General features: G+C 49.4%; 17 protein-coding genes and 3 tRNA genes. 10 read left to right on the top strand and 10 right to left on the bottom strand.

The window, feature by feature from the left end; translation table 11 throughout:
* Positions 1 to 455 precede the first annotated feature (455 nt).
* The gene (gene mutS / locus METBU_RS0109700) at positions 456 to 3,023 is read right to left on the bottom strand and encodes a DNA mismatch repair protein MutS (RefSeq protein WP_017840433.1); all 2,568 of its coding nucleotides are present in this window, start codon (positions 3,021 to 3,023) and stop codon (positions 456 to 458) included.
* A gap of 399 nt (positions 3,024 to 3,422) precedes the next feature.
* Here mutS and METBU_RS0109695 point away from each other — a divergent pair, with 399 nt between their 5' ends.
* Together METBU_RS0109695 and METBU_RS0109690 are read left to right on the top strand one after the other, a co-directional pair.
* The gene (locus METBU_RS0109695; RefSeq protein WP_138767094.1) at positions 3,423 to 3,923 is read left to right on the top strand and encodes a CinA family protein; all 501 of its coding nucleotides are present in this window, start codon (positions 3,423 to 3,425) and stop codon (positions 3,921 to 3,923) included.
* A gap of 15 nt (positions 3,924 to 3,938) precedes the next feature.
* Positions 3,939 to 4,949 (top strand): Gfo/Idh/MocA family protein, encoded by a 1,011-nt coding sequence (locus tag METBU_RS0109690; protein WP_017840431.1) that lies wholly within the window; start codon positions 3,939 to 3,941, stop codon positions 4,947 to 4,949.
* On the opposite strand, the gene METBU_RS0109685 is transcribed toward METBU_RS0109690, so the two are convergent.
* Both METBU_RS0109685 and METBU_RS0109680 read right to left on the bottom strand, forming a co-directional pair.
* Positions 4,950 to 5,933 carry an ABC transporter substrate-binding protein gene (locus tag METBU_RS0109685; protein ID WP_026130124.1) on the bottom strand — a complete coding sequence of 328 codons (984 nt, stop codon included), beginning with the start codon at positions 5,931 to 5,933 and terminating at the stop codon, positions 4,950 to 4,952.
* A gap of 225 nt (positions 5,934 to 6,158) precedes the next feature.
* A complete protein-coding gene (locus tag METBU_RS0109680) occupies positions 6,159 to 7,148 on the bottom strand; it encodes an ATP-binding cassette domain-containing protein (RefSeq protein ID WP_017840429.1) in 990 nt (329 codons plus the stop codon).
* Positions 7,149 to 7,455: 307 nt separating this feature from the next.
* Here METBU_RS0109680 and METBU_RS0109675 point away from each other — a divergent pair, with 307 nt between their 5' ends.
* The 7 genes from METBU_RS0109675 (at position 7,456) to METBU_RS0109645 (ending at position 10,802) form a co-directional block, all read left to right on the top strand.
* Entirely contained in the window at positions 7,456 to 7,929 is a 474-nt protein-coding gene (locus METBU_RS0109675; protein ID WP_138767096.1) for a tetratricopeptide repeat protein, read from the top strand.
* A gap of 3 nt (positions 7,930 to 7,932) precedes the next feature.
* Positions 7,933 to 9,336 carry a glutamate--tRNA ligase gene (gene gltX, locus METBU_RS0109670; protein ID WP_017840427.1) on the top strand — a complete coding sequence of 468 codons (1,404 nt, stop codon included), beginning with the start codon at positions 7,933 to 7,935 and terminating at the stop codon, positions 9,334 to 9,336.
* Between the two features lie 47 nt (positions 9,337 to 9,383).
* A tRNA-Ala gene (locus METBU_RS0109665) sits at positions 9,384 to 9,459 on the top strand.
* Between the two features lie 18 nt (positions 9,460 to 9,477).
* Positions 9,478 to 9,553: transfer RNA gene (locus tag METBU_RS0109660), tRNA-Glu, on the top strand.
* A gap of 53 nt (positions 9,554 to 9,606) precedes the next feature.
* Positions 9,607 to 9,682: transfer RNA gene (locus METBU_RS0109655), tRNA-Glu, on the top strand.
* 220 nt (positions 9,683 to 9,902) lie between these two features.
* A complete protein-coding gene (gene bfr, locus METBU_RS0109650) occupies positions 9,903 to 10,370 on the top strand; it encodes a bacterioferritin (RefSeq protein WP_017840426.1) in 468 nt (155 codons plus the stop codon).
* A gap of 99 nt (positions 10,371 to 10,469) precedes the next feature.
* Positions 10,470 to 10,802, top strand: coding sequence for an exosortase system-associated protein, TIGR04073 family (locus METBU_RS0109645; protein WP_014147631.1), 333 nt, complete (start codon positions 10,470 to 10,472; stop codon positions 10,800 to 10,802).
* Between the two features lie 125 nt (positions 10,803 to 10,927).
* Here METBU_RS0109645 and METBU_RS0109640 read toward each other — a convergent pair whose 3' ends face one another.
* From METBU_RS0109640 to METBU_RS0109625, 4 genes are all read right to left on the bottom strand, one after another.
* Entirely contained in the window at positions 10,928 to 11,509 is a 582-nt protein-coding gene (locus METBU_RS0109640) for an LOG family protein (protein ID WP_017840425.1), read from the bottom strand.
* Positions 11,510 to 11,521: 12 nt separating this feature from the next.
* A complete protein-coding gene (locus tag METBU_RS0109635) occupies positions 11,522 to 12,091 on the bottom strand; it encodes a hypothetical protein (RefSeq protein ID WP_017840424.1) in 570 nt (189 codons plus the stop codon).
* 61 nt (positions 12,092 to 12,152) lie between these two features.
* Positions 12,153 to 12,281, bottom strand: a complete 129-nt coding sequence (locus tag METBU_RS29005; protein ID WP_017840423.1) for an MFS transporter small subunit — start codon at positions 12,279 to 12,281, stop codon at positions 12,153 to 12,155.
* 7 nt (positions 12,282 to 12,288) lie between these two features.
* Complete coding sequence (locus METBU_RS0109625) at positions 12,289 to 13,716, bottom strand: L-lactate MFS transporter (RefSeq protein WP_017840422.1); 1,428 nt, start codon at positions 13,714 to 13,716, stop codon at positions 12,289 to 12,291.
* Positions 13,717 to 13,937: 221 nt separating this feature from the next.
* Here METBU_RS0109625 and METBU_RS23860 point away from each other — a divergent pair, with 221 nt between their 5' ends.
* On the top strand, positions 13,938 to 15,236 hold the full coding sequence (locus tag METBU_RS23860) for a transposase (RefSeq protein WP_017840421.1): 1,299 nt from the start codon (positions 13,938 to 13,940) through the stop codon (positions 15,234 to 15,236).
* Between the two features lie 551 nt (positions 15,237 to 15,787).
* On the opposite strand, the gene gor is transcribed toward METBU_RS23860, so the two are convergent.
* Genes gor through METBU_RS0109605 form a run of 3 tightly spaced genes read right to left on the bottom strand, consistent with a single transcriptional unit; the run spans position 15,788 to position 18,011 of the window.
* A complete protein-coding gene (gor, locus tag METBU_RS0109615; protein WP_017840420.1) occupies positions 15,788 to 17,140 on the bottom strand; it encodes a glutathione-disulfide reductase in 1,353 nt (450 codons plus the stop codon).
* 43 nt (positions 17,141 to 17,183) lie between these two features.
* Positions 17,184 to 17,705 (bottom strand): peroxiredoxin, encoded by a 522-nt coding sequence (locus METBU_RS0109610; RefSeq protein ID WP_017840419.1) that lies wholly within the window; start codon positions 17,703 to 17,705, stop codon positions 17,184 to 17,186.
* 21 nt (positions 17,706 to 17,726) lie between these two features.
* On the bottom strand, positions 17,727 to 18,011 hold the full coding sequence (locus METBU_RS0109605) for an encapsulin-associated ferritin-like protein (protein ID WP_017840418.1): 285 nt from the start codon (positions 18,009 to 18,011) through the stop codon (positions 17,727 to 17,729).
* Positions 18,012 to 18,186: the final 175 nt, after the last annotated feature.

Raw genomic sequence — 18,186 nt, 5'->3', positions numbered from 1 at the left:
TGAGGGTTCGGTAACTCGCCTGGCAGGACCCAGCCCCTAAATTAGTAAGACTATTAACCATGACCGATGGGCTATGGAATTTAGGGGCTGGGTGAATACGTCCTTGTAGGCTTGACGGCGGCTTTCCCTGCCGCCGACAACTGCCAATCGAGTTACCGAACCCACTAAAATAGGGAAGTTATTTATGACCAAATTCTATGTAGGAGGTGGTCGTAAATATACCCTTTGCTAATCAAATTTCGGCGCCGGGGTGCCCGTCAAAGAACGCCGTGAAACGTCCCTGTAGGCTCTATGTCAGCTCCATGCTGATCTCTCACCTAGCGTTAGGTGAGGGACTGAATACCCCGGGGCCTCCTTAGGCACTGCCGAAATTTGAAGTGCGAAAGGTATAAATAGATGTAATGCTTATCGGCCTTCCATGTTCACTGGGTTTACGTTATCGCCCGAGTCTAAAATCACTCCACCATCTTTTTCAAACGATACAGCGTATCCAAGGCTTGCCTCGGGCTTAGGTTGTCCGGGTCTAACTCCTCGATCAAACAGACTGCCGGATGGCATTCTTGGGTCGCGAATAAATCCAATTGCTGATTGCCCGATTCAGTTTGGTTTTGATAATAGGTGTTGTTTTCCAGATGCTGCAATTTCAATTTGGCTTTGTCGATCACTGTTGCCGGAACACCGGCCAGTGAGGCGACTTGCAGCCCGTAACTTTGGCTCGCCGGGCCTTCCTTGACAGCATGCAGAAACACGATTTTGTCGCCGTACTCGATCGCGTCGAGATGGACGTTATGGATCGGTTTTTGCTCGTCCGCTAGAGTCGTCAACTCGAAATAGTGCGTCGCGAATAAGGTATATGCCTTTGTGACTTTTGCCAAATGATCGGCGCAAGCCCAAGCCAAAGATAAACCGTCAAAAGTACTGGTTCCGCGGCCGATTTCGTCCATCAATATCAAACTTTGTTCGGTTGCGTTATGCAGAATGTTGGCTGTTTCCGACATTTCGACCATGAAAGTCGAGCGTCCGCCGGCCAAGTCGTCCGAAGCGCCGATGCGGGTGAAAATCTTATCGACCGGGCCGATCGTTGCGGCCTTGGCCGGAACATAACAACCGATATGAGCGATCAGTACGATCAAAGCCGCCTGGCGCATATAAGTCGATTTACCGCCCATATTCGGGCCGGTGATGATGAGCATGCGGCGCTGAGGCGATAGTTTAAGATCGTTTGCGACGAACGGAATGTCGGAGACTTGCTCGACGACCGGATGTCGTCCGCCTTCGATATCGATGCCGGGCTTGTCGGTCAATTGCGGACGAGTCAAATTCAATGTTTCGGAGCGTTCGGCAAATGCCGCCAGCACATCCAGTTCGGCGAGTCCTTGCGCGCATTGCTGCAGATCGGTTAATGACTCGCCGAGCGTGTTCAGCAATTGATCGTATAACAATTTTTCGAATGCCAGCGATTTTTCTTTCGCACTCAGAACTTTATCTTCGAAGGTTTTTAATTCCTCGGTAATGTAGCGCTCGACGCCTTTCAGCGTTTGTTTACGGTGGTAGTGTGCCGGAACTTTCTCGGCATGTAATCTTGAAATCTCGATATAGTAACCATGCACGCGATTGTAATTGACTTTTAGGCCGCTAATGCCGGTCGCGGTTTTTTCGCGCTCCTCCATATCGAGCAGAAATTGATCGGCATTGCGGCTTAAGTTGCGCAGATCATCGAGTTCGGCATGGTAGCCGGGGGCAATGACGCCGCCGTCGCGAATTAGAACAGGCGGGTTGTCGATAATGGCTCGTTGCAACAGCGCCGATAACTCAGGTTGTTCGGCGATTTGCTCGGCCAGACGCATCAGCTCCGGACTGTCGGTGTTCGATAGCAAGGGCTGCAATGTCGGTAAAACGGCCAGCGTATTGCGTAACACGATCAAATCGCGCGGCCTGGCTGACTTGAGTGCGATGCGAGAACTGATACGCTCGATGTCGCCGACCGCATTCAATTGATTGCGAACGGCATCTAAAAGCCGTTCGGACAATAGCGATTCGATTGCCGAATATCGGCTTTGCAGAATGGCTTGGTCTCTGAGCGGTCGGTTGATCCAGCGGCGCAGACAACGACTGCCCATCGCGGTGACGGTTTTGTCGAGTACGCCGAATAAGGTGTAGCGCAGCTCGCCTGTCGGATGCGTGTCCAGTTCCAGATTGCGGCGGCTAGCGGCGTCGAGTTGAATGCCGTCGGAATTGTTTTCGACCCGAATGCCTTGAATATGGGGCAGGGCGCTTTGTTGCGTGTCTTTGACGTATTGCAACAGACAGCCGGCCGCGGCAATAGCCATCGGCATATTTTCGCAACCGAAGCCTGATAGATCGTGCGTGTTGAATTGATTCAATACCAGTTGACGCGCACTGTCAGGCTCAAAATGCCAAGGCGGGCGCTTGCAAATGCCTTTGCGCTGCTTCAAAGCCTGTAGAAGAGCGATATCTTCGCTGACCAATAGCTCGGCCGGGTCCAGACGTTCGATTTCGCTCAACATCGTGTCGGCCGAATCCAGTTGTTGCAATACAAAGCGTCCGCTGGTCACATCTAAAGCGGCGATACCGAATTTGGAATCGGCAACATGCAGGGCCACCAGCAAATTATCCTTGCGGTCTTCGAGCAAGGCTTCGTCGGTAACGGTGCCGGGTGTGACGATGCGTACCACTTTTCGTTCAACGGGTCCTTTCGAAGTCGCCGGATCGCCGATTTGTTCGCAAATCGCGACCGATTCGCTGTGGCGCAACAATTTCGCGATGTAGCCTTCGGCGGCATGATACGGAATGCCTGCCATCGGAATCGGCGCACCGGCCGACTGGCCGCGCTGCGTCAGCGTAATATCGAGAATCTGGGCGGCTTTTTTTGCATCGTCGAAAAAAAGTTCATAAAAATCGCCCATCCGGTAAAAAACGAGCGTGTCGGGATGTTCGGCCTTGATGCGCAGATATTGCTGCATCATCGGGGTGTGTTGGTTGCTGGTTTGTTTTATACTCATAGATATTATTTTATCTTAGGATTGAGTCATAGATATACTCATCGTAGATCAAAATTCGGCACCGGGGGCCCGTCAAAGTACCCAGCCCCTAAATTAGTAAGACTATTAACCATGACCGATGGGCTATGGCATTTAGGGGCTGGGTGAATACATCCATGCTCTATGCCAGCATCCATGCTGGCAAAGCCTTTGCGAGCGCCATGGATGGCGTGAATGTCGATTTTGCAGGAGCAAAAATCGACCGAGCACCCCGGCACCTCCTTAGGCACTGCCGAAATTTGAAGTGCGAAAGGTATAACTTTCTTATTTTTTAATGCAGGCTAACCGAACCCGCGACAAAGCCATGGTTTCAGAAAGTTATTCGTCACGATATCCTTAAATTGATTAGGTCTTGCCCCATTGGTCCCATTAAATACAGAGAACGAAATCACCGCATTGGCTCGCTTGGTAGGGTTTAGCCTAAAGGAACGCGGTTGGCTGCTGGCAACCGCCGAATCCTGTACCGGCGGCGGCATTGCGCAAGCGATTACCGAAATACCGGGCAGTTCGGCTTGGTTCGACCGAGGCTTCGTGACTTACAGCAATGCCGCCAAATTACAAATGCTGGGCGTCCGGGCCGAGACGATCGAAAATCATGGCGCGGTCAGCGTCGAGACTGCGAGCGAGATGACAGGGGGCGCATTGAATCACAGTCAGGCCGATTGGGCAATTGCGGTAACCGGTATTGCCGGGCCTGGTGGCGGCACTTCGGTGAAACCGGTTGGCACGGTTTACATTGCTTGGCAGCGGCGTGGTGCAATTGCCGAAATTGCCGAAATGCATTTTGATGGCGATCGCCACCAAATTAGAACCGAAACAATCAAGACCGCATTGGCGGAATGGTTGAAAATTGATAAGTAAACACGGAGGAGAATCATGAACGAACACAAAAAATTGCGTTGGGGTATCTTAGGCGCGGCACGGGTCAACGAGCGGCTGATGCCGGCGATCGTCGATGCGAGCAATGCCGAATTGGTCGCGATCGGCAGTCGCCGTCCCGGCGCCGCGGCGGAAACCTTGGCGAAATATGCGCCGCATCAGCAAAGTGTTCGCGCTTACGATAGCCCTGAAGCGATTCTCGATGACGATGAAATCGAAGCGGTTTATTTGCCGATGGCGAATCGCGAGCATGCCGAATGGGCCTTGCGCGCGATCGAGAAGGGCAAGCATGTATTGTGCGAAAAGCCGATGGCGTTGAAAGTTTCGGATATCGAAGCGATAGAAACTGCTGCGCGTCGCCATAACGTGACGGTCATGGAGGGCTTTATGTACCGTTTTCATCCGCAGCATGCGCGGGCCTTGGATATTCTACGTTCCGGAGAGATCGGCGAGGTTAAAACGGTGCGTGCGAGTTTTTCGTTCATGATGAAACCGGCCAGAAGGTATCGGATCGCAGATAGTATCGATCAGGGCGGCGGGGCGATGTGGGATATAGGCTGTTATGCGATTCATTCGCTCAGGCTGTTTTTCGATGGAATGCCGGAGTCGGTCACTGCCGTTGCCAAATATATCGAAAGCGGCGCGGATACCGCGTGTAGCGGTGTGCTCGATTTTGGCGACGGCAAATACGCGCATTTCGATTTCAGTTTTGAGCGCGCGCGGCGCTGCGAGTACGAAGTTGTCGGCACAAAAGGCGGTTTGAAGTGTCATGGCGTTTGGCAAAATCCGGGCGACATTCCGATCATTTCCTGGTGGACGGAAGGGGGGCGCCAATCTGAGGAGATACTCCCAATCGCCGATCATTTCCGTTTGGAAATCGAACACTTCAGTGATTGCGTTTTGACAGGTAAGGCACCCTCGCTCTCGCTTGAAGACGCAAAGACCAATTGCCGGATTATTGTCGGTGCGCTGCAATCGGCCGAGGACGGTCGGGTAGTTCGCTTTTAATCATAAGTAGCTTGGGTCAATCAAATCGGTTAAGTCGTTCTCGTGCGGTAGTTTTCCCGATTCGTACATGAAGATGCTAAGGTTGCGTGCGCTGTCTAGCAGAATTGGAGACGACCCTTCCAGTAAGCGTCGATTGTTGCTTCGATCGGGAATGACTAAACCCTTATATGTGCCAAGCACTTGAGCAGGCGATAATTTAAAGCGCGGTGCCATTCGGTATGCAGCATCTTGTGGGTTTTTGGTCAAATGCTCAAACGCCTTAAGATGGGCGGAGACCAAATGGCGAATGGCTGGTGATCGACTAAAGTCTAAACGATCGGTTCGAAAAGCCAACACATCAAAAATAGTGTCAGGAATTTTTCGACTGTCGAAAAGCTTGATTGCACCTTCGCGTAACAAACGGCTGGCAATCGGATCGTATGTGACTAGGGCGTCGACTTTTTGCTGTTGCCAGGCCTGAAAATGGGCGTCGATTGTCAAGGGAACCGCTGTGATTTCAGCCATTGACAAGCCCGCGGCATCAAGTGCTTTGTGAAGCAATAGCGAGCCGACCGTGCCTTTTTCAAAGCCGATGCGCTGCCCCTTGAGATCGGCTGATTTTACTATGTATGGTCTAGCTAGCAGCATATCCGCACCAGCTGAAATGTTAAATACCAAAACCACGGTAAGCGGCAAGCCGGATGCGCGTGTCGTTAAAACTTCGTCCAGTGTCAATGCTGCACCGTCAATCTTGCCTTCGATCAGTGCGCTTAATGATTCGGTTGCAGAGGTTGTTTCCATCAAATCGACTAAGGAGCTATCCAACCATTTTTCGCGCTGGGCTAGAAACAGGAATTCATAACCGGGCCAAGCATGAGCGGCAATCGCAATTCGTCGAGCAAACAATGATTCACAGCCGGGAAGCCAGGGTGATAGGCTCAGTGCGGTAAGGCATCGAATGAAGTGCCGGCGGGATAGGTGTTTCGTCAAATCTGTTGTCGTCACTGCTGCTGATGAAAAATAAAAAATGTAAAGAGTCAATAAGGACGCATTTTATTTGGCATCCGGTTAGTGAGCGGGCTATGGCGTTTATGCTTTGCTATAGCCGTCGTTTAATTAGGAGGTATTTATGGTTAAGGATTTCGTGGCAAATAACATCCTGGAGCTATGAGCTTTTTTGAGAATTCGGCAACTCGCTTATGAGATAAGAAATGTAAAAGCATATTTACCTCAGAATGTTACGATCGAATTCGACTTAAAATTAACCCAAACTTCATCTCCCAATTGCAACTTTAAATCATGTAACGCTTCGAAGGTAATTAGAGCTTGAAAAATTTCGCCGGCTGAAACATTGACTCTCACCTTGCCCATTTCCTCCGCAATCGATGTGACACGTCCCGGATATTGGTTGCGAATACTGGAACAAAAAGGTTCTTTGGACAAGACAATTTCATGCGGATCGATCGAAATGTGCCGACATCCTTCGATGTCCCCGGTTAAAACGACACTCAGTTTACCCGTATTAAAAATATGATTGTCCAGATGACCATGAAACAAATTCAGTAACGGCGTTTGAACCTGGCTGCCGTTAATGAGCGTTATGACTTCGTCGGCCAGCGCTAAGCCTTGCAGTCGGTTATGGGTGCTAAAAATCAAGTTACGAGTGGGGGTGCTGTAATCTTGGATGAATTTCTCAAGCATGACATTCGCGGCTTCATCTAAATAACTGAAAGGTTCATCTAATAACAAAACCTCGGGATCGTTAATCAGTGCGCGTGCAAGAGCCGCTTTTTGCAGTTCTCCACCCGACAGCGCATTGGCTTGCTGGTTGAGTAAATGAATGGCATCGAGACGATTGAGAGTCTCGTTAATTTTGTTTTGCCAAAGCGGTTTCGGTACGCCGTGTAATTTTAGCGCAAGTTTTAGATTATCAGCTACCGTACCTCGAAGCATATATGGTTTTTGGGTTAGTAGCCCAACACGCTTTCTTAATGCTTGCAGTTGTTTCTTTGAACGAACGGTTTTTCCCTTAAAGGCGATGCTGCCTTGCTGTGGCGAATCTAAAAAAGCCAATATATTCAGTAAGGTGCTTTTCCCGCAACCGTTAGGGCCGATCAATGCAGTGATTTTACCGGTTTTGACACTAAGCGAAGGCAGTGTGAGAGCTACCTTGTCAACGTAAAGGAAACGAATATCGTTTAGTCGGTAAAGGTCGATCATTTAAGTTACGCAGATTGCTTCTCAAAGTGTATTCTCGAATAAATAGCTATTCAAGACAAATAGCTAATAATGGTCAATTGTGAGTCGTGAGATAAGGCTCGCTCAATGGTATAAGAATTGTAAATTCTTTCCAAGAAGAGTGCAGAATTTTGAATTTACTGAATGATTAATTCCTCTCAGGGCTATGTCGTGAAATAATACTTATTCTTAGAGTTGTTTGGTTTCGGCGTGTCGAAAAGTAAAACATTTGTTGCCGGAAGCACTTTGTCAGCAACTCAGTCGTTAATCGATGCATGAGGTTAGAGGAATGATTAAAATAACAACGATAGCTTGTCTGTTGGCTTTAGCCGAGATAGGAATGGTTCATGCTGAAGAGGTCGGTGCTAAATCATCTGTTCAGGCTTCGGCTGAACAGGGCGATGCGCTTGCGCAAGCTAAAATGGGCGCTTTATATTTATTGGGTCGGGATGGTTTTGAAGTCGATGAGCAACAAGCCGCCGGGTGGATGCTTAAGGCGGCTGAGCAAGGTCTGCTCGAAGCAGAAGTCGTAGTTGCTGCAATGTACGATAGAGGTTTAGGCATGCCACAAGATGTCAAAAAAGCCACGCAATGGTATGAAAAAGCAGCGGCAAAAGGCCATGGCGCTTCGTTGGCTATTCTGGGTAAAAATGAGGCGCCGAAGGGTAGTGTGGGTTTTAACTACCAGGCAATACGCCTGCGAGCTTCCAAGCAAATTCCAAATGAATATGCAAAAAAGATTTTATTGAAAACGAATAAGTAACAAATGACGACAAAAACACGATTTGCCCCGAGTCCAACGGGTTATCTTCATATCGGCGGCGCGCGGACCGCGCTTTTTTCTTGGTTGTATTCCCGTAAGCACGGGGGCCGTTTTATTTTGAGGATCGAAGATACCGATCTGGAGCGTTCGACGCAAGAATCGGTTAATGCGATTTTGGAAGGAATGACTTGGTTAGGCTTGGAGTACGACGAAGGACCTTTCTATCAGACGCACCGGTTCGAACGTTACAAAGCCGTCATACAGCAACTGCTCGACCAGGGTGATGCCTACTATTGCTATTGCAGTAAAGAAGAGCTGGAACAGCTGCGTAATGAGCAGATGGCGAATAAGGAAAAGCCTCGTTATAACGGCAAATGCCGGGAAACTCCGGGCGTGTCTGAAGGCGTCATGCCGGTGGTTCGATTTAGGAATCCGAGTGATGGCGAGGTGGTTATCAGGGATTTGGTGAAAGGCGATATTGTCGTTTCGAACAAAGAATTAGACGATTTGATCATCGCACGCTCCGACGGATCGCCGACATACAATCTCAGTGTCGTCGTCGATGATATGGATATGGGAGTGACGCATGTGATTCGCGGTGACGACCACATAAACAATACGCCGAGACAGATGAATATATTGAAGGCGTTGGGTGCCCCGATTCCGGAATATGCACATCTGCCGATGATATTGGGCGCGGATGGCGCGAGACTGTCCAAACGCCATGGCGCGGTCAGCGTGATGCAGTACAGGGATGAAGGTTATTTACCCGAAGCGCTATTGAACTATCTGGTTCGGTTGGGTTGGTCGCATGGCGATCAGGAAATTTTTAGCCTGGACGAAATGATCGAGTATTTCGAACTAAAAGACGTCAATGTGTCGGCATCGTCATTCAATCCGGAAAAGTTATTGTGGCTCAATCATCAATACATCATGAACTCTGATCCGGCTCATGTCGCACGGCATTTGAGTTGGCACATGGGCGAGCAGGGTATCGACCCTACCGACGGACCGGATTTGGTTGAGTTAGTCAAAGTTCAGAAAGAGCGTTGTAAAACCCTGGTCGAAATGGCGACGATCAGTCGCTATTTCTACAAGGACTTCGATGAATACGACGAAAAGGCTGCAAAAAAGAATTTCAAATCGGAGAGTGCTGATGTTTTGCAGCAGTTGCATGATCAATTTAGCGGACTGGATAATTGGCAGGGAGAGGTTTTGCATCAAATTGTCGTCAATTTAGCCGAGACCTTGGGGCTGAATTTGGGAAAAGTCGCGCAGCCCCTGCGAGTAGCGGTTTGCGGGACTTCGGTGTCGCCCCCGATCGATATGACATTGGCGTTGTTGGGGCGCGAAAAAACACTGGCGCGATTAGTTCGTGCCGTGGATTTTATTAAGTCTTTAAATTAAAGCTGGACAAGAATTTAAATTCCTGTAGAATATGCGGACTCAAGTGAGGGGCCATAGCTCAGCTGGGAGAGCGCAACACTGGCAGTGTTGAGGTCAGCGGTTCGATCCCGCTTGGCTCCACCAATTGAATTAGCGTCTTAAGTCCCCATCGTCTAGTGGCCTAGGACACCGCCCTTTCACGGCGGTAACGGGGGTTCGAACCCCCCTGGGGACGCCATTTCGCACAAAAAAGTTCAGATATCGGTTCTGATAAAATACCGATCCGTTTTAGTCCCCATCGTCTAGTGGCCTAGGACACCGCCCTTTCACGGCGGTAACGGGGGTTCGAACCCCCCTGGGGACGCCACTTATTAAAGGCTTACGATCTTTGGTCGTAGGCCTTTTTTATTGTCTATTGTTTTCTACCTTAAATAAATCATCTAACCGTAATGTTCACGAAGCAGATCTAAAACGATCGGCTTTAATTTATGTGTACACTATTTCGGTAAGTGTATTATCCTGTGACATTATCATAACCGTTTAAGTTGTTGCATCGGTTCAATGTGTTACGAATTAAGGAGCTACAGATGAAAGGTAATAGTCAAGTTATCGAGCGCTTGAACGAATTATTGGCCGGCGAATTGACGGCAATCGATCAATATTTTATTCATTCTCGTATGTATGAAAATTGGGGGTTCGGTAAACTCTACGAACGCATTGCTCATGAAGTGCAAGATGAGACTGCCCATGCCGACGCATTAATCAAGCGCATTTTATTTTTGGAAGGCACGCCGGATTTATCGAAGCGCGAGCCTCTAAAGGTAGGTGCGAATGTCTCGGATATGCTGAAAAACGATCTTGAATTGGAATTAAAGGTCATTACCTCATTGCGGTCGGTCATCGCCTTTTGCGAATCGGCGCAAGATTATCAGACCCGAGAAATTTTGGAAGGCATGCTAAAGGACACAGAGGACGATCATACGCATTGGCTGGAACAGCAATTGGGGTTAATCGATAGAATCGGATTGCAAAACTATTTGCAATCGCAACAATAATGTTGATTTCTCGCTGCAGTATTGGCCTGTTAAGGCTGAATTAACAATGCTGTTATTCAATAGGATTTATTTAATTTAAATGTTGTATAAGGAGGGGATATGAAAATTCCAAGGCAATATGTCATCGTTTTTTTCACAGTTTTTATGATGTTTTCTGCGCAATACGCGAATGCTTATTCCGCAGCCGACAAATCGTTGCGTGGATTAGCCGGGATGACGACCGGAGTGCTCGAGATTCCGGGGAACATGGTCAAGGAGAGCCAGGCTCAGGGTCCTGCAATCGGAATACCGATGGGATTGGCTATCGGCTTGGGCATGACGGTTACGCGTACCTTGGTGGGCGTTTATGAGTTTCTTTCCGCTCCGTTTCCATTGCCGGCCGGTTTTCGTCCAATTTTGAAACCCGAGTATCCTTGGGATTACTTCAAATAGTTTTTCTTACTAATCTGAGAGCAAGAAAGCCGTTTCAGTTTGCTTAGGAATATGCAAAAAATAACTTAACTGGAACCGTTGCTTTTTATTCTTAGACGGTTTTTCAATCAAAAGGGATGCAATCTTTACGTGGCCTCCCGGCCAAGCCATTGCTCGACCGACGGCGCTCGATAGGTTGAAAAGGCATCCAATAATTGTTTTGGATGCTTTTCAATCAACAGCATCGACCGGTCGACCGGTTTGACGAATTGTTCGTCAACGGCATGATCCAAAAATGAAACCAAGCCGTCGTAGTAGCCGTCGATATTGAGCAGGCCGCAGGGTTTTCGATGCAAGCCCAGTTGCGCCCAAGTCAGTATCTCAAATAATTCCTCCAGTGTACCTAGTCCGCCAGGCAAAGCGATAAAGCCGTCGGCAAGGTCGGCCATCAATGCCTTTCGTTCATGCATTGATCCGACAATTTTCAAATCGGTTAGTCCGTAGTGAGCGACTTCCTTATCCACTAAGTTTTGAGGAATCACGCCGATGACTTCTCCGTTTTGCGCCAATACGGCATCGGCAAGTTGTCCCATGACCCCGATATGGGCGCCGCCGTAAACCAAACCGATGCTACGGAGCGCAAGTTCCTTCGCGAGAAGATGTGCGGCAAGAGTATATTCGGGTCGTTTTCCGGATCTTGACCCGCAGTAGACGCAAATTCTTTTCATTCGATTAGCTTTTTAAAATCCGCCCAAATCTTGAATCGCATCGATTACCATGCCCGTGCCGGTTGTAACCATTAAAATGTCCGATGCCACACGGACAAACCGGTGACCGGTGGGAGGAGGGCCGAGCTCCAAAGCGACAGCCGGCGGTAGATCATGGAAAACGACATTTCGTGGCAGTGGCCGGCCGACTTGCCATTTTTTGGCTTGACCCGGCGGCAGGCAACCGTTGTTTTTCTTTGCGAGCCCTGGAGGACAGTGACCTCTACGGAATTGTTCGGAGTAATAATCGCGGATTATAATGCGCTGCCGGTCGCCGAAATAATCACCCTGTCTGATGTCGGCTCCTCTGTCTTGACGGGACGAGCCGGCGCTATGGCGTTCAGTTCCGGATTGGCGCTTATCGCCACCGCCGCGCGGCTGATCGTGTTGACGTTTATCGCCCTTCTTGAAATTGTCTTTAGATTTCTGAGGTTTGCCGGAATCCTGCCAATCCGGTTTTTGCGCATAAGTCGTAGCCGGTACTAGGGTTGCTGCACTCAAAAGTATAATTAGCAGGGTGGATTTAAATAAATGTTTTTTCATGTCGGGTTTCCTGGTGATCCGTGGGTTTATCAAATGCTCGGTTTCTTAACCCGAACTCAGGTTAATTAAACAAAACCATCGCTTTACGCAAAGTCGACCAAATACCCCAAGCTAAAGGAATGGCGACATAAAGCCAGTATACTAGCAACAGAACCCATTGGCCGGGTTTAAAAGGTTTGCTGTTTTTCATCGGCGGCTCACGAAGCGGTTTTCGTTAATGTTGAAGGGTTCGTGTTCCGATATTCATCGAGCGGATAAGCGCCGTCCAGTTCGTCGAATTCATCGTGTTGCATATAATGCTTTTCATGTACCGGCTTGATCAATAAATTACAGAAAAAGCCCAAGAGTAAGATGCCCGCCATGATATACATCGTGACGTTATAGGCATCGGTTTTTGCGATGCCCTGGGCGATCTGAAATTCTCGGATATAGTTGACCAAAACCGGGCCCAACACGCCGGCCGTCGACCATGCGGTTAGAAGTCGGCCGTGAATGCCGCCGACATAACGCGTACCGAAAATATCGGCCAAATAAGCGGGAATCGATGAAAAACCACCGCCGTACATGCTCAAAATAACCGCGTAAAGTAGAATGAACAAGGCAATGTTTCCGGTCATGCCGACCGAAGGAACAGCCGCATAAAGCCCTGCGCCGACGGCAAAAAATACAAAATAAGTGCTCTTGCGCCCGATATAGTCGGACACGGTGGACCAGAAAAAACGTCCGCCCATGTTGAATAGACTTAACAAACCGACGAAACCGGCCGCGGCCGCCGGCGTGACGAGTCCCTTGAATATTTCCTGAATCATCACCGAAGCCTGCCCCAAAACGCCGATACCTGCCGTCACATTCAAACACAAAACCAGCCACAGCAAATAGAATTGCGGCGTTTTCAAGGCCTGATCGATATGGACATGGCGATGCGTGATCATCTTGTTACGCAGTACTGGCGGTTTCCAGCCTTCGGGTCGCCAATCTTCCGGCGGCGTGCGAATCGTCAATGCGCCGATCGTCATCGATATGAAATATAAACCGCCCATCGTCAAGAATGTTTCGATCACGCCGACCGATACGGTCGATTGGAAATGATCCATCAGTAACACTGAAAGCGGCGCGCCGATCATCGCGCCGCCGCCGAAACCCATGATCGCCATGCCGGTTGCCATGCCGCGCCGGTCGGGAAACCATTTGATCAAGGTCGAAACCGGCGAGACATAGCCTAAACCGAGGCCGATGCCTCCGATGACGCCATAGCCTAAATAAAGTAGCCAGATTTGATGTAGAAAAACGCCTAATGCCGAAATCAAAAAACCGCCGCCGAAACAGCATGCGGCCACGAACATCGTCAAGCGCGGCCCGACTTTTTCGAGCCACTTACCGCCGAATGCGGCCGATATTCCCAGAAACACGATGGCCAGACTGAAAATCCAGCCCAGCTCGGTTAATTTCCAGTCGTCCGGCGCGGAAGCCGAACCGCCGATCACCCGAGTCAAAGGTTCGTTAAATACGCTGAATGCATAAGCTTGGCCGATGCACAAGTGCACCGACAAAGCGGCGGGCGGTACCAGCCAGCGGTTGTAGTCGGGAGAGGCGGTTATACGTTGTTTAGAAAAAAATCCGGGCATGAAAAACCTTTTTCATTTCAGTCTAGGCCTTTGGGTCTGTAAACCTGGCTTTAACATTCTTCGGTTATAAAATAATACTCATCGTAGATCAAAATTCGGCATCGGGGGGGGGGCGTCAAAGCATAGACGCCAACTTAAGGCATAAAACGTTGATTTGTAGTTGAAAAATAAAAGTGTGGCCACAACATAGAGTATTTTTACCGACGAAAGTGAAAATCCCTATGAAGCAGCCACAGCTAACAGATACGCCTTTTGATGAATTTTTGCAAGAGCTCCCGGCAGATTTCCAGGAGCAGGCCTATGAATTACAGGCGTTTGCACGGGCACGGAAAATCCGATCACCGTTGCAATTATTGCAGTTAGTCCTGTTGTATTGCGGACAGGACTTGTCGTTGCGCAGCTGTGCCGGCGAAGTTGCCAAGCTTCAAGGCTATTTGAGCGACACGGCGGTGACCAAGCGACTGGCGGCCTGCGTGGTGTGGATCAAGTCGTTACTGAAGCGTGTGTTCGGATTGGATAAACAGATCAACAATGGCTCCTTGAATTTCATTGTGATTGACGGTTCGACCGTGCAAGAACCCGGCGCGAAAGAAACAACGTATCGCTTGCATGTGGCGATCGACTTGATGAGCTTGACACTTCGCGAGGTCAACGTCACGACCGATAAAGTCGGCGAGAGCTTGGATCACTATCAGTTGACTGCAGGTGATGTCGCGTTGGTTGATCGAGGCTACAACCAACCGAAGTCTTTAGTCCCGCTCATTGATCGCGGCGGCCACGTCGTACTGCGCTACAATCCACACAGCATGACCCTTTACGAACGGTGCAACGAACCGAAAGGTGTTAAAATCGATTGGGAACAGCGCATACGCGATTTGAATGGTCAGCCGGGTGCGATACCCGTTTATCTGTGCCATCAAGACAAACGTATTGAAGGCGTGGTGCATGCGATGCCGTTACCGCCGGAACAGGCGGCGCAAGCACGCCGCAAAGCGAAACAACGCGCGCGTGATAAAGGTCGCACGGCGAGCCAAAAGACCTTGATGCTGAGCGGCTGGGTGTTGATTTTTACTTCGCTCCCCGAAGCGCTGCTCGACACGAAATCAATCGCTGAGCTCTACCGGGTTCGCTGGCAAGTGGAGCTGGTCATAAAGCGGCTAAAGAGCTTGCTCGATATCGACCGGCTACGCGCCCGAAAAGACAGCAAGCTGGCGGATTTATATTTGCACGGCAAGTTACTGTTTGCTGCAGTGACTCAAAAAATAGCGCAGCGCCGATTCGGCCGGGCGGCCACCACAATGGACGGTGATCGTTCGATTACCCATTGGCGTTTATGGCGCACGATCGCCAATGAGATCAAGGCAGGACTTACGGCTTNTTTTCCAAAAAATAAGCGCTTTATTGATGACCACGTAAAAAGCCTTTGTGAACGTCCGCGCAAGAGAAAGCTTCAGGGTTTGCCGGATCGTGTTTTGGAACTCATTATTGAAGGTCGGGGAGGTGGCGTTAGTCTTGCTTAATCAAATACTTAGATTCTTAAGTTGGCGCTTATGGGGCGTCAAAGGACGCCGTGAATACACCCCTGTAGGCTCTATGCCAGTTCCATGCTGGCAAAGCCTTTGCCGCACGCCTCCTCAGGCACTGCCCTGCCGAAATTTGAAGTACGAAAGGTATAGCTAAAAATAAATATCAAAGCACTGCTGGAGGTTGCAGAGCTATCGGTGAGGGACGAGTGACTTCGGTGGGCGCTATCTTATCGGAATCGGGCTGGATGTACTATGGATATGGTCGTAAATAACTTCCTTATTTCCGCTCGTTCCCAAGCTCTTTGCTTGGGAATGCGGAACGAGAAGCTCTAGCCTCTCGAAACCGGTTAGCAAGAGCTTACATAGAAAAGGAGGGGGCTTTAATTAGCGATTACTATTAATCAAAAAGTAACCTGACCCCTTTTAGAACCCTTTTAGGGTCCCCTGAACGTTTTTTGAAAACGGCTCGACTCAACAGTGTCTGCAGGCCCGCTTGTTGCCAAAGACTTACAAAGAAGTTATTCATCCGTTCTTAAATTCACGTTTCAGCCTACAGATTTGCGCATCGTGACAAGTTCTTCGGCTGCAGTCGGATGAATACCGATCGTCGAGTCGAAGACGGCCTTGGTCGCGCCGGCCCGAATTGCGACTGCCATGCCTTGTATGATTTCTCCGGCTTCCGGCCCGACCATGTGGATGCCTAGGACCCGATCGGTGCTTTTTCTGACGATCATTTTCATCATCGTTTTTTCATCGAAACCGGACAGCGTGTGTTTCATCGGCGTAAAAACCGATTTATAGATCTCGATATCGGAATATCGCTCCTTGGCTTCGGATTCGGTCAACCCCACAGTGCCGATATTCGGCTGGCTGAATACCGCCGTTGGGATATAGTCGTAATCGACCGAAGTGGGTTTATCGGTATAGAGAGTGTTGACCAGAGCCATTGCTTCGGCGGTTGCGACCGGTGTCAGGTTAAGTCCGCCGGTGACATCGCCCAGCGCGTATATCGACGGAATATTGCTTTGATATCGGTCGTCGACGACGATTTCCCCGTTCTCTGTCAGCGCAACGCCGAGTTCGGACAGTCCTAATCCCGCAGTATTCGGTTTTCGCCCGGTCGCATATAAAATCAGATCGGCTTCAATGATTTGGTTCCGGTCGGTATGGGCTTCACAGCCGTTTTCGGTCCGGGTGACCGATTTAATGTTGGTGTTGAGCAAAATGTCGATGCCTTTTTTTCGCATTTCCTGATCGGCGAATGCTCTAATATCGTGATCGAATCCCCGCAGAATTTGCTCTCCTCGATAACATAATGTCGTGTTAACGCCCAAGCCGTGCATGATGCCGGCGAATTCGACGGCAATATAGCCGCCGCCGACGATTAATAGCCGTTTCGGGAGATTATCCAAGGCAAACATGTCATCGGAATTGACGACATGTTCGTTGCCCGGAAAATCGGGAATAAATGGCTTGCCGCCGGTCGCGATTAGAATGCGTTCGCTGCGGTATCGAGTTTCGCCGACTTGTGCGGTATGAGCGTCAAGCAATGTCGCTCGGCCTTCGATCAGCGTTACGCCTGACTTGTCGAGCAAACTGCCGTATATGCCTTGCAGCCGTTCCAATTCGCGATCTTTTTGCGACAACAAGCGTTGCCAATCGAAGTCCGGTTTTGTCATCGACCAACCGAAACCTTTAGCCGCTTCAAAATCCTCGCGAAAATGCGAGGCATAGACGAACAATTTCTTAGGCACGCAACCGACATTGACGCAGGTACCGCCCAGATGGCGGTCTTCGGCGATGGCGACGCGAATGCCGAGGTTGGCGGCCGTTCGTGCAGCTCGAACGCCTCCCGAACCCGCGCCGATGACAAAAAGCTCGAAATCGTAATCAGTCATTTGCATTTTCTTGGATAGATGGATAAGGGAGCGAATAGTTAAATTATGATTTTAAGTAATCGAGCATCGTGTCCGCGTCGCTAACCGTGAACGGGTCGTCCGGGCAATTGTCGGAAAAGCCGGGTTCGCTGAACAGTTTGACGATCTTACCGTCCTCGACCAGCATCGAATAACGCCAAGAGCGATAGCCGAAGCCGAGATTTTCCTTTTTGACCAACATCCCCATCAGACGGGTAAAGTCGCCATTGCCGTCGGGCAGCATTTTGACATGCTCGATGCCCAGATGCTTGCCCCACTGAAACATCGTAAAGGCATCGTTGACACTTAAGCAATAGACATCATCGACGCCTTGATCGATGATGTCTTGGTATTTTGCTTCGTAACCGGGTAAGTGTGTGCTCGAACATGTCGGCGTAAATGAGCCCGGTAGGGAGAACAGCACGATTTTTTTGCCTTTGAAAATGTCGTCGCTACTCACATCTTGCCATCGGAAAGGATTATCGCCGCCGATGCTTTCGTCTCGTACGCGGGTTTTGAAAACTACATTGGGAACGTTTGAAGTCATTTTGATTCTCCGCTGGGTTGATCAATGAGCGATCGGTTTATCGGTAAATAAATAATCGCGCAATTCGTTGTCGAATTTCGGGTCTTGTCGGCGTATCCATTCCAACAGCATCGCCGCGTGTTCCTTCTCCTCATCGCGGTTATGAGCGAGTATCGCTTTGAGGTCTTTATCTTTGCACACATCGACGCGTTGGTTATACCAATCGACCGCTTCCAGTTCCTCCATTAAAGAGGTAATCGCCCGATGCATATCGCGCGTTGCATCGGAGAGTTCTTCTATTGCTTCGTGATAACCTTCGTTTGCCATTTTGGAGCCTCGTCTACTGAATAAATGAATGTCGATTAGGTAGGGAATCTCACGATACTATCTTCCTTCTCGGCTCATTGACAGTGTAACGCCGTTTTAATGCAATGGATAATAGATTGTCATTATCAAGGCGATTTATTACGTCGATACACGATATAATCCCCAGTTAAAATTT

This window comes from Methylotuvimicrobium buryatense 5G (genome assembly GCF_000341735.1).
Taxonomy (GTDB): Bacteria; Pseudomonadota; Gammaproteobacteria; order Methylococcales; family Methylomonadaceae; genus Methylotuvimicrobium; species Methylotuvimicrobium buryatense.
The sequence above is the reverse complement of the archived record's forward strand: the minus strand, read 5'-3'. Positions and strand labels throughout refer to the sequence as shown.

What these genes read in the sequence shown, in the direction of transcription:
- gltX (WP_017840427.1), top strand. Translation starts at nt 7,933, where the DNA reads ATGACGACAAAAACACGATTTGCCCCGAGTCCAACGGGTTATCTTCAT.
- METBU_RS0109680 (WP_017840429.1), bottom strand. Translation starts at nt 7,148, where the DNA reads ATGATCGACCTTTACCGACTAAACGATATTCGTTTCCTTTACGTTGAC.
- METBU_RS0109610 (WP_017840419.1), bottom strand. Translation starts at nt 17,705, where the DNA reads ATGACTTCAAACGTTCCCAATGTAGTTTTCAAAACCCGCGTACGAGAC.
- mutS (WP_017840433.1), bottom strand. Translation starts at nt 3,023, where the DNA reads ATGAGTATAAAACAAACCAGCAACCAACACACCCCGATGATGCAGCAA.
- METBU_RS0109675 (WP_138767096.1), top strand. Translation starts at nt 7,456, where the DNA reads ATGATTAAAATAACAACGATAGCTTGTCTGTTGGCTTTAGCCGAGATA.
- METBU_RS29005 (WP_017840423.1), bottom strand. Translation starts at nt 12,281, where the DNA reads ATGAAAAACAGCAAACCTTTTAAACCCGGCCAATGGGTTCTGTTGCTA.
- METBU_RS0109690 (WP_017840431.1), top strand. Translation starts at nt 3,939, where the DNA reads ATGAACGAACACAAAAAATTGCGTTGGGGTATCTTAGGCGCGGCACGG.
- bfr (WP_017840426.1), top strand. Translation starts at nt 9,903, where the DNA reads ATGAAAGGTAATAGTCAAGTTATCGAGCGCTTGAACGAATTATTGGCC.
- METBU_RS0109645 (WP_014147631.1), top strand. Translation starts at nt 10,470, where the DNA reads ATGAAAATTCCAAGGCAATATGTCATCGTTTTTTTCACAGTTTTTATG.
- METBU_RS0109635 (WP_017840424.1), bottom strand. Translation starts at nt 12,091, where the DNA reads ATGAAAAAACATTTATTTAAATCCACCCTGCTAATTATACTTTTGAGT.
- METBU_RS0109625 (WP_017840422.1), bottom strand. Translation starts at nt 13,716, where the DNA reads ATGCCCGGATTTTTTTCTAAACAACGTATAACCGCCTCTCCCGACTAC.
- gor (WP_017840420.1), bottom strand. Translation starts at nt 17,140, where the DNA reads ATGACTGATTACGATTTCGAGCTTTTTGTCATCGGCGCGGGTTCGGGA.
- METBU_RS0109640 (WP_017840425.1), bottom strand. Translation starts at nt 11,509, where the DNA reads ATGAAAAGAATTTGCGTCTACTGCGGGTCAAGATCCGGAAAACGACCC.
- METBU_RS0109605 (WP_017840418.1), bottom strand. Translation starts at nt 18,011, where the DNA reads ATGGCAAACGAAGGTTATCACGAAGCAATAGAAGAACTCTCCGATGCA.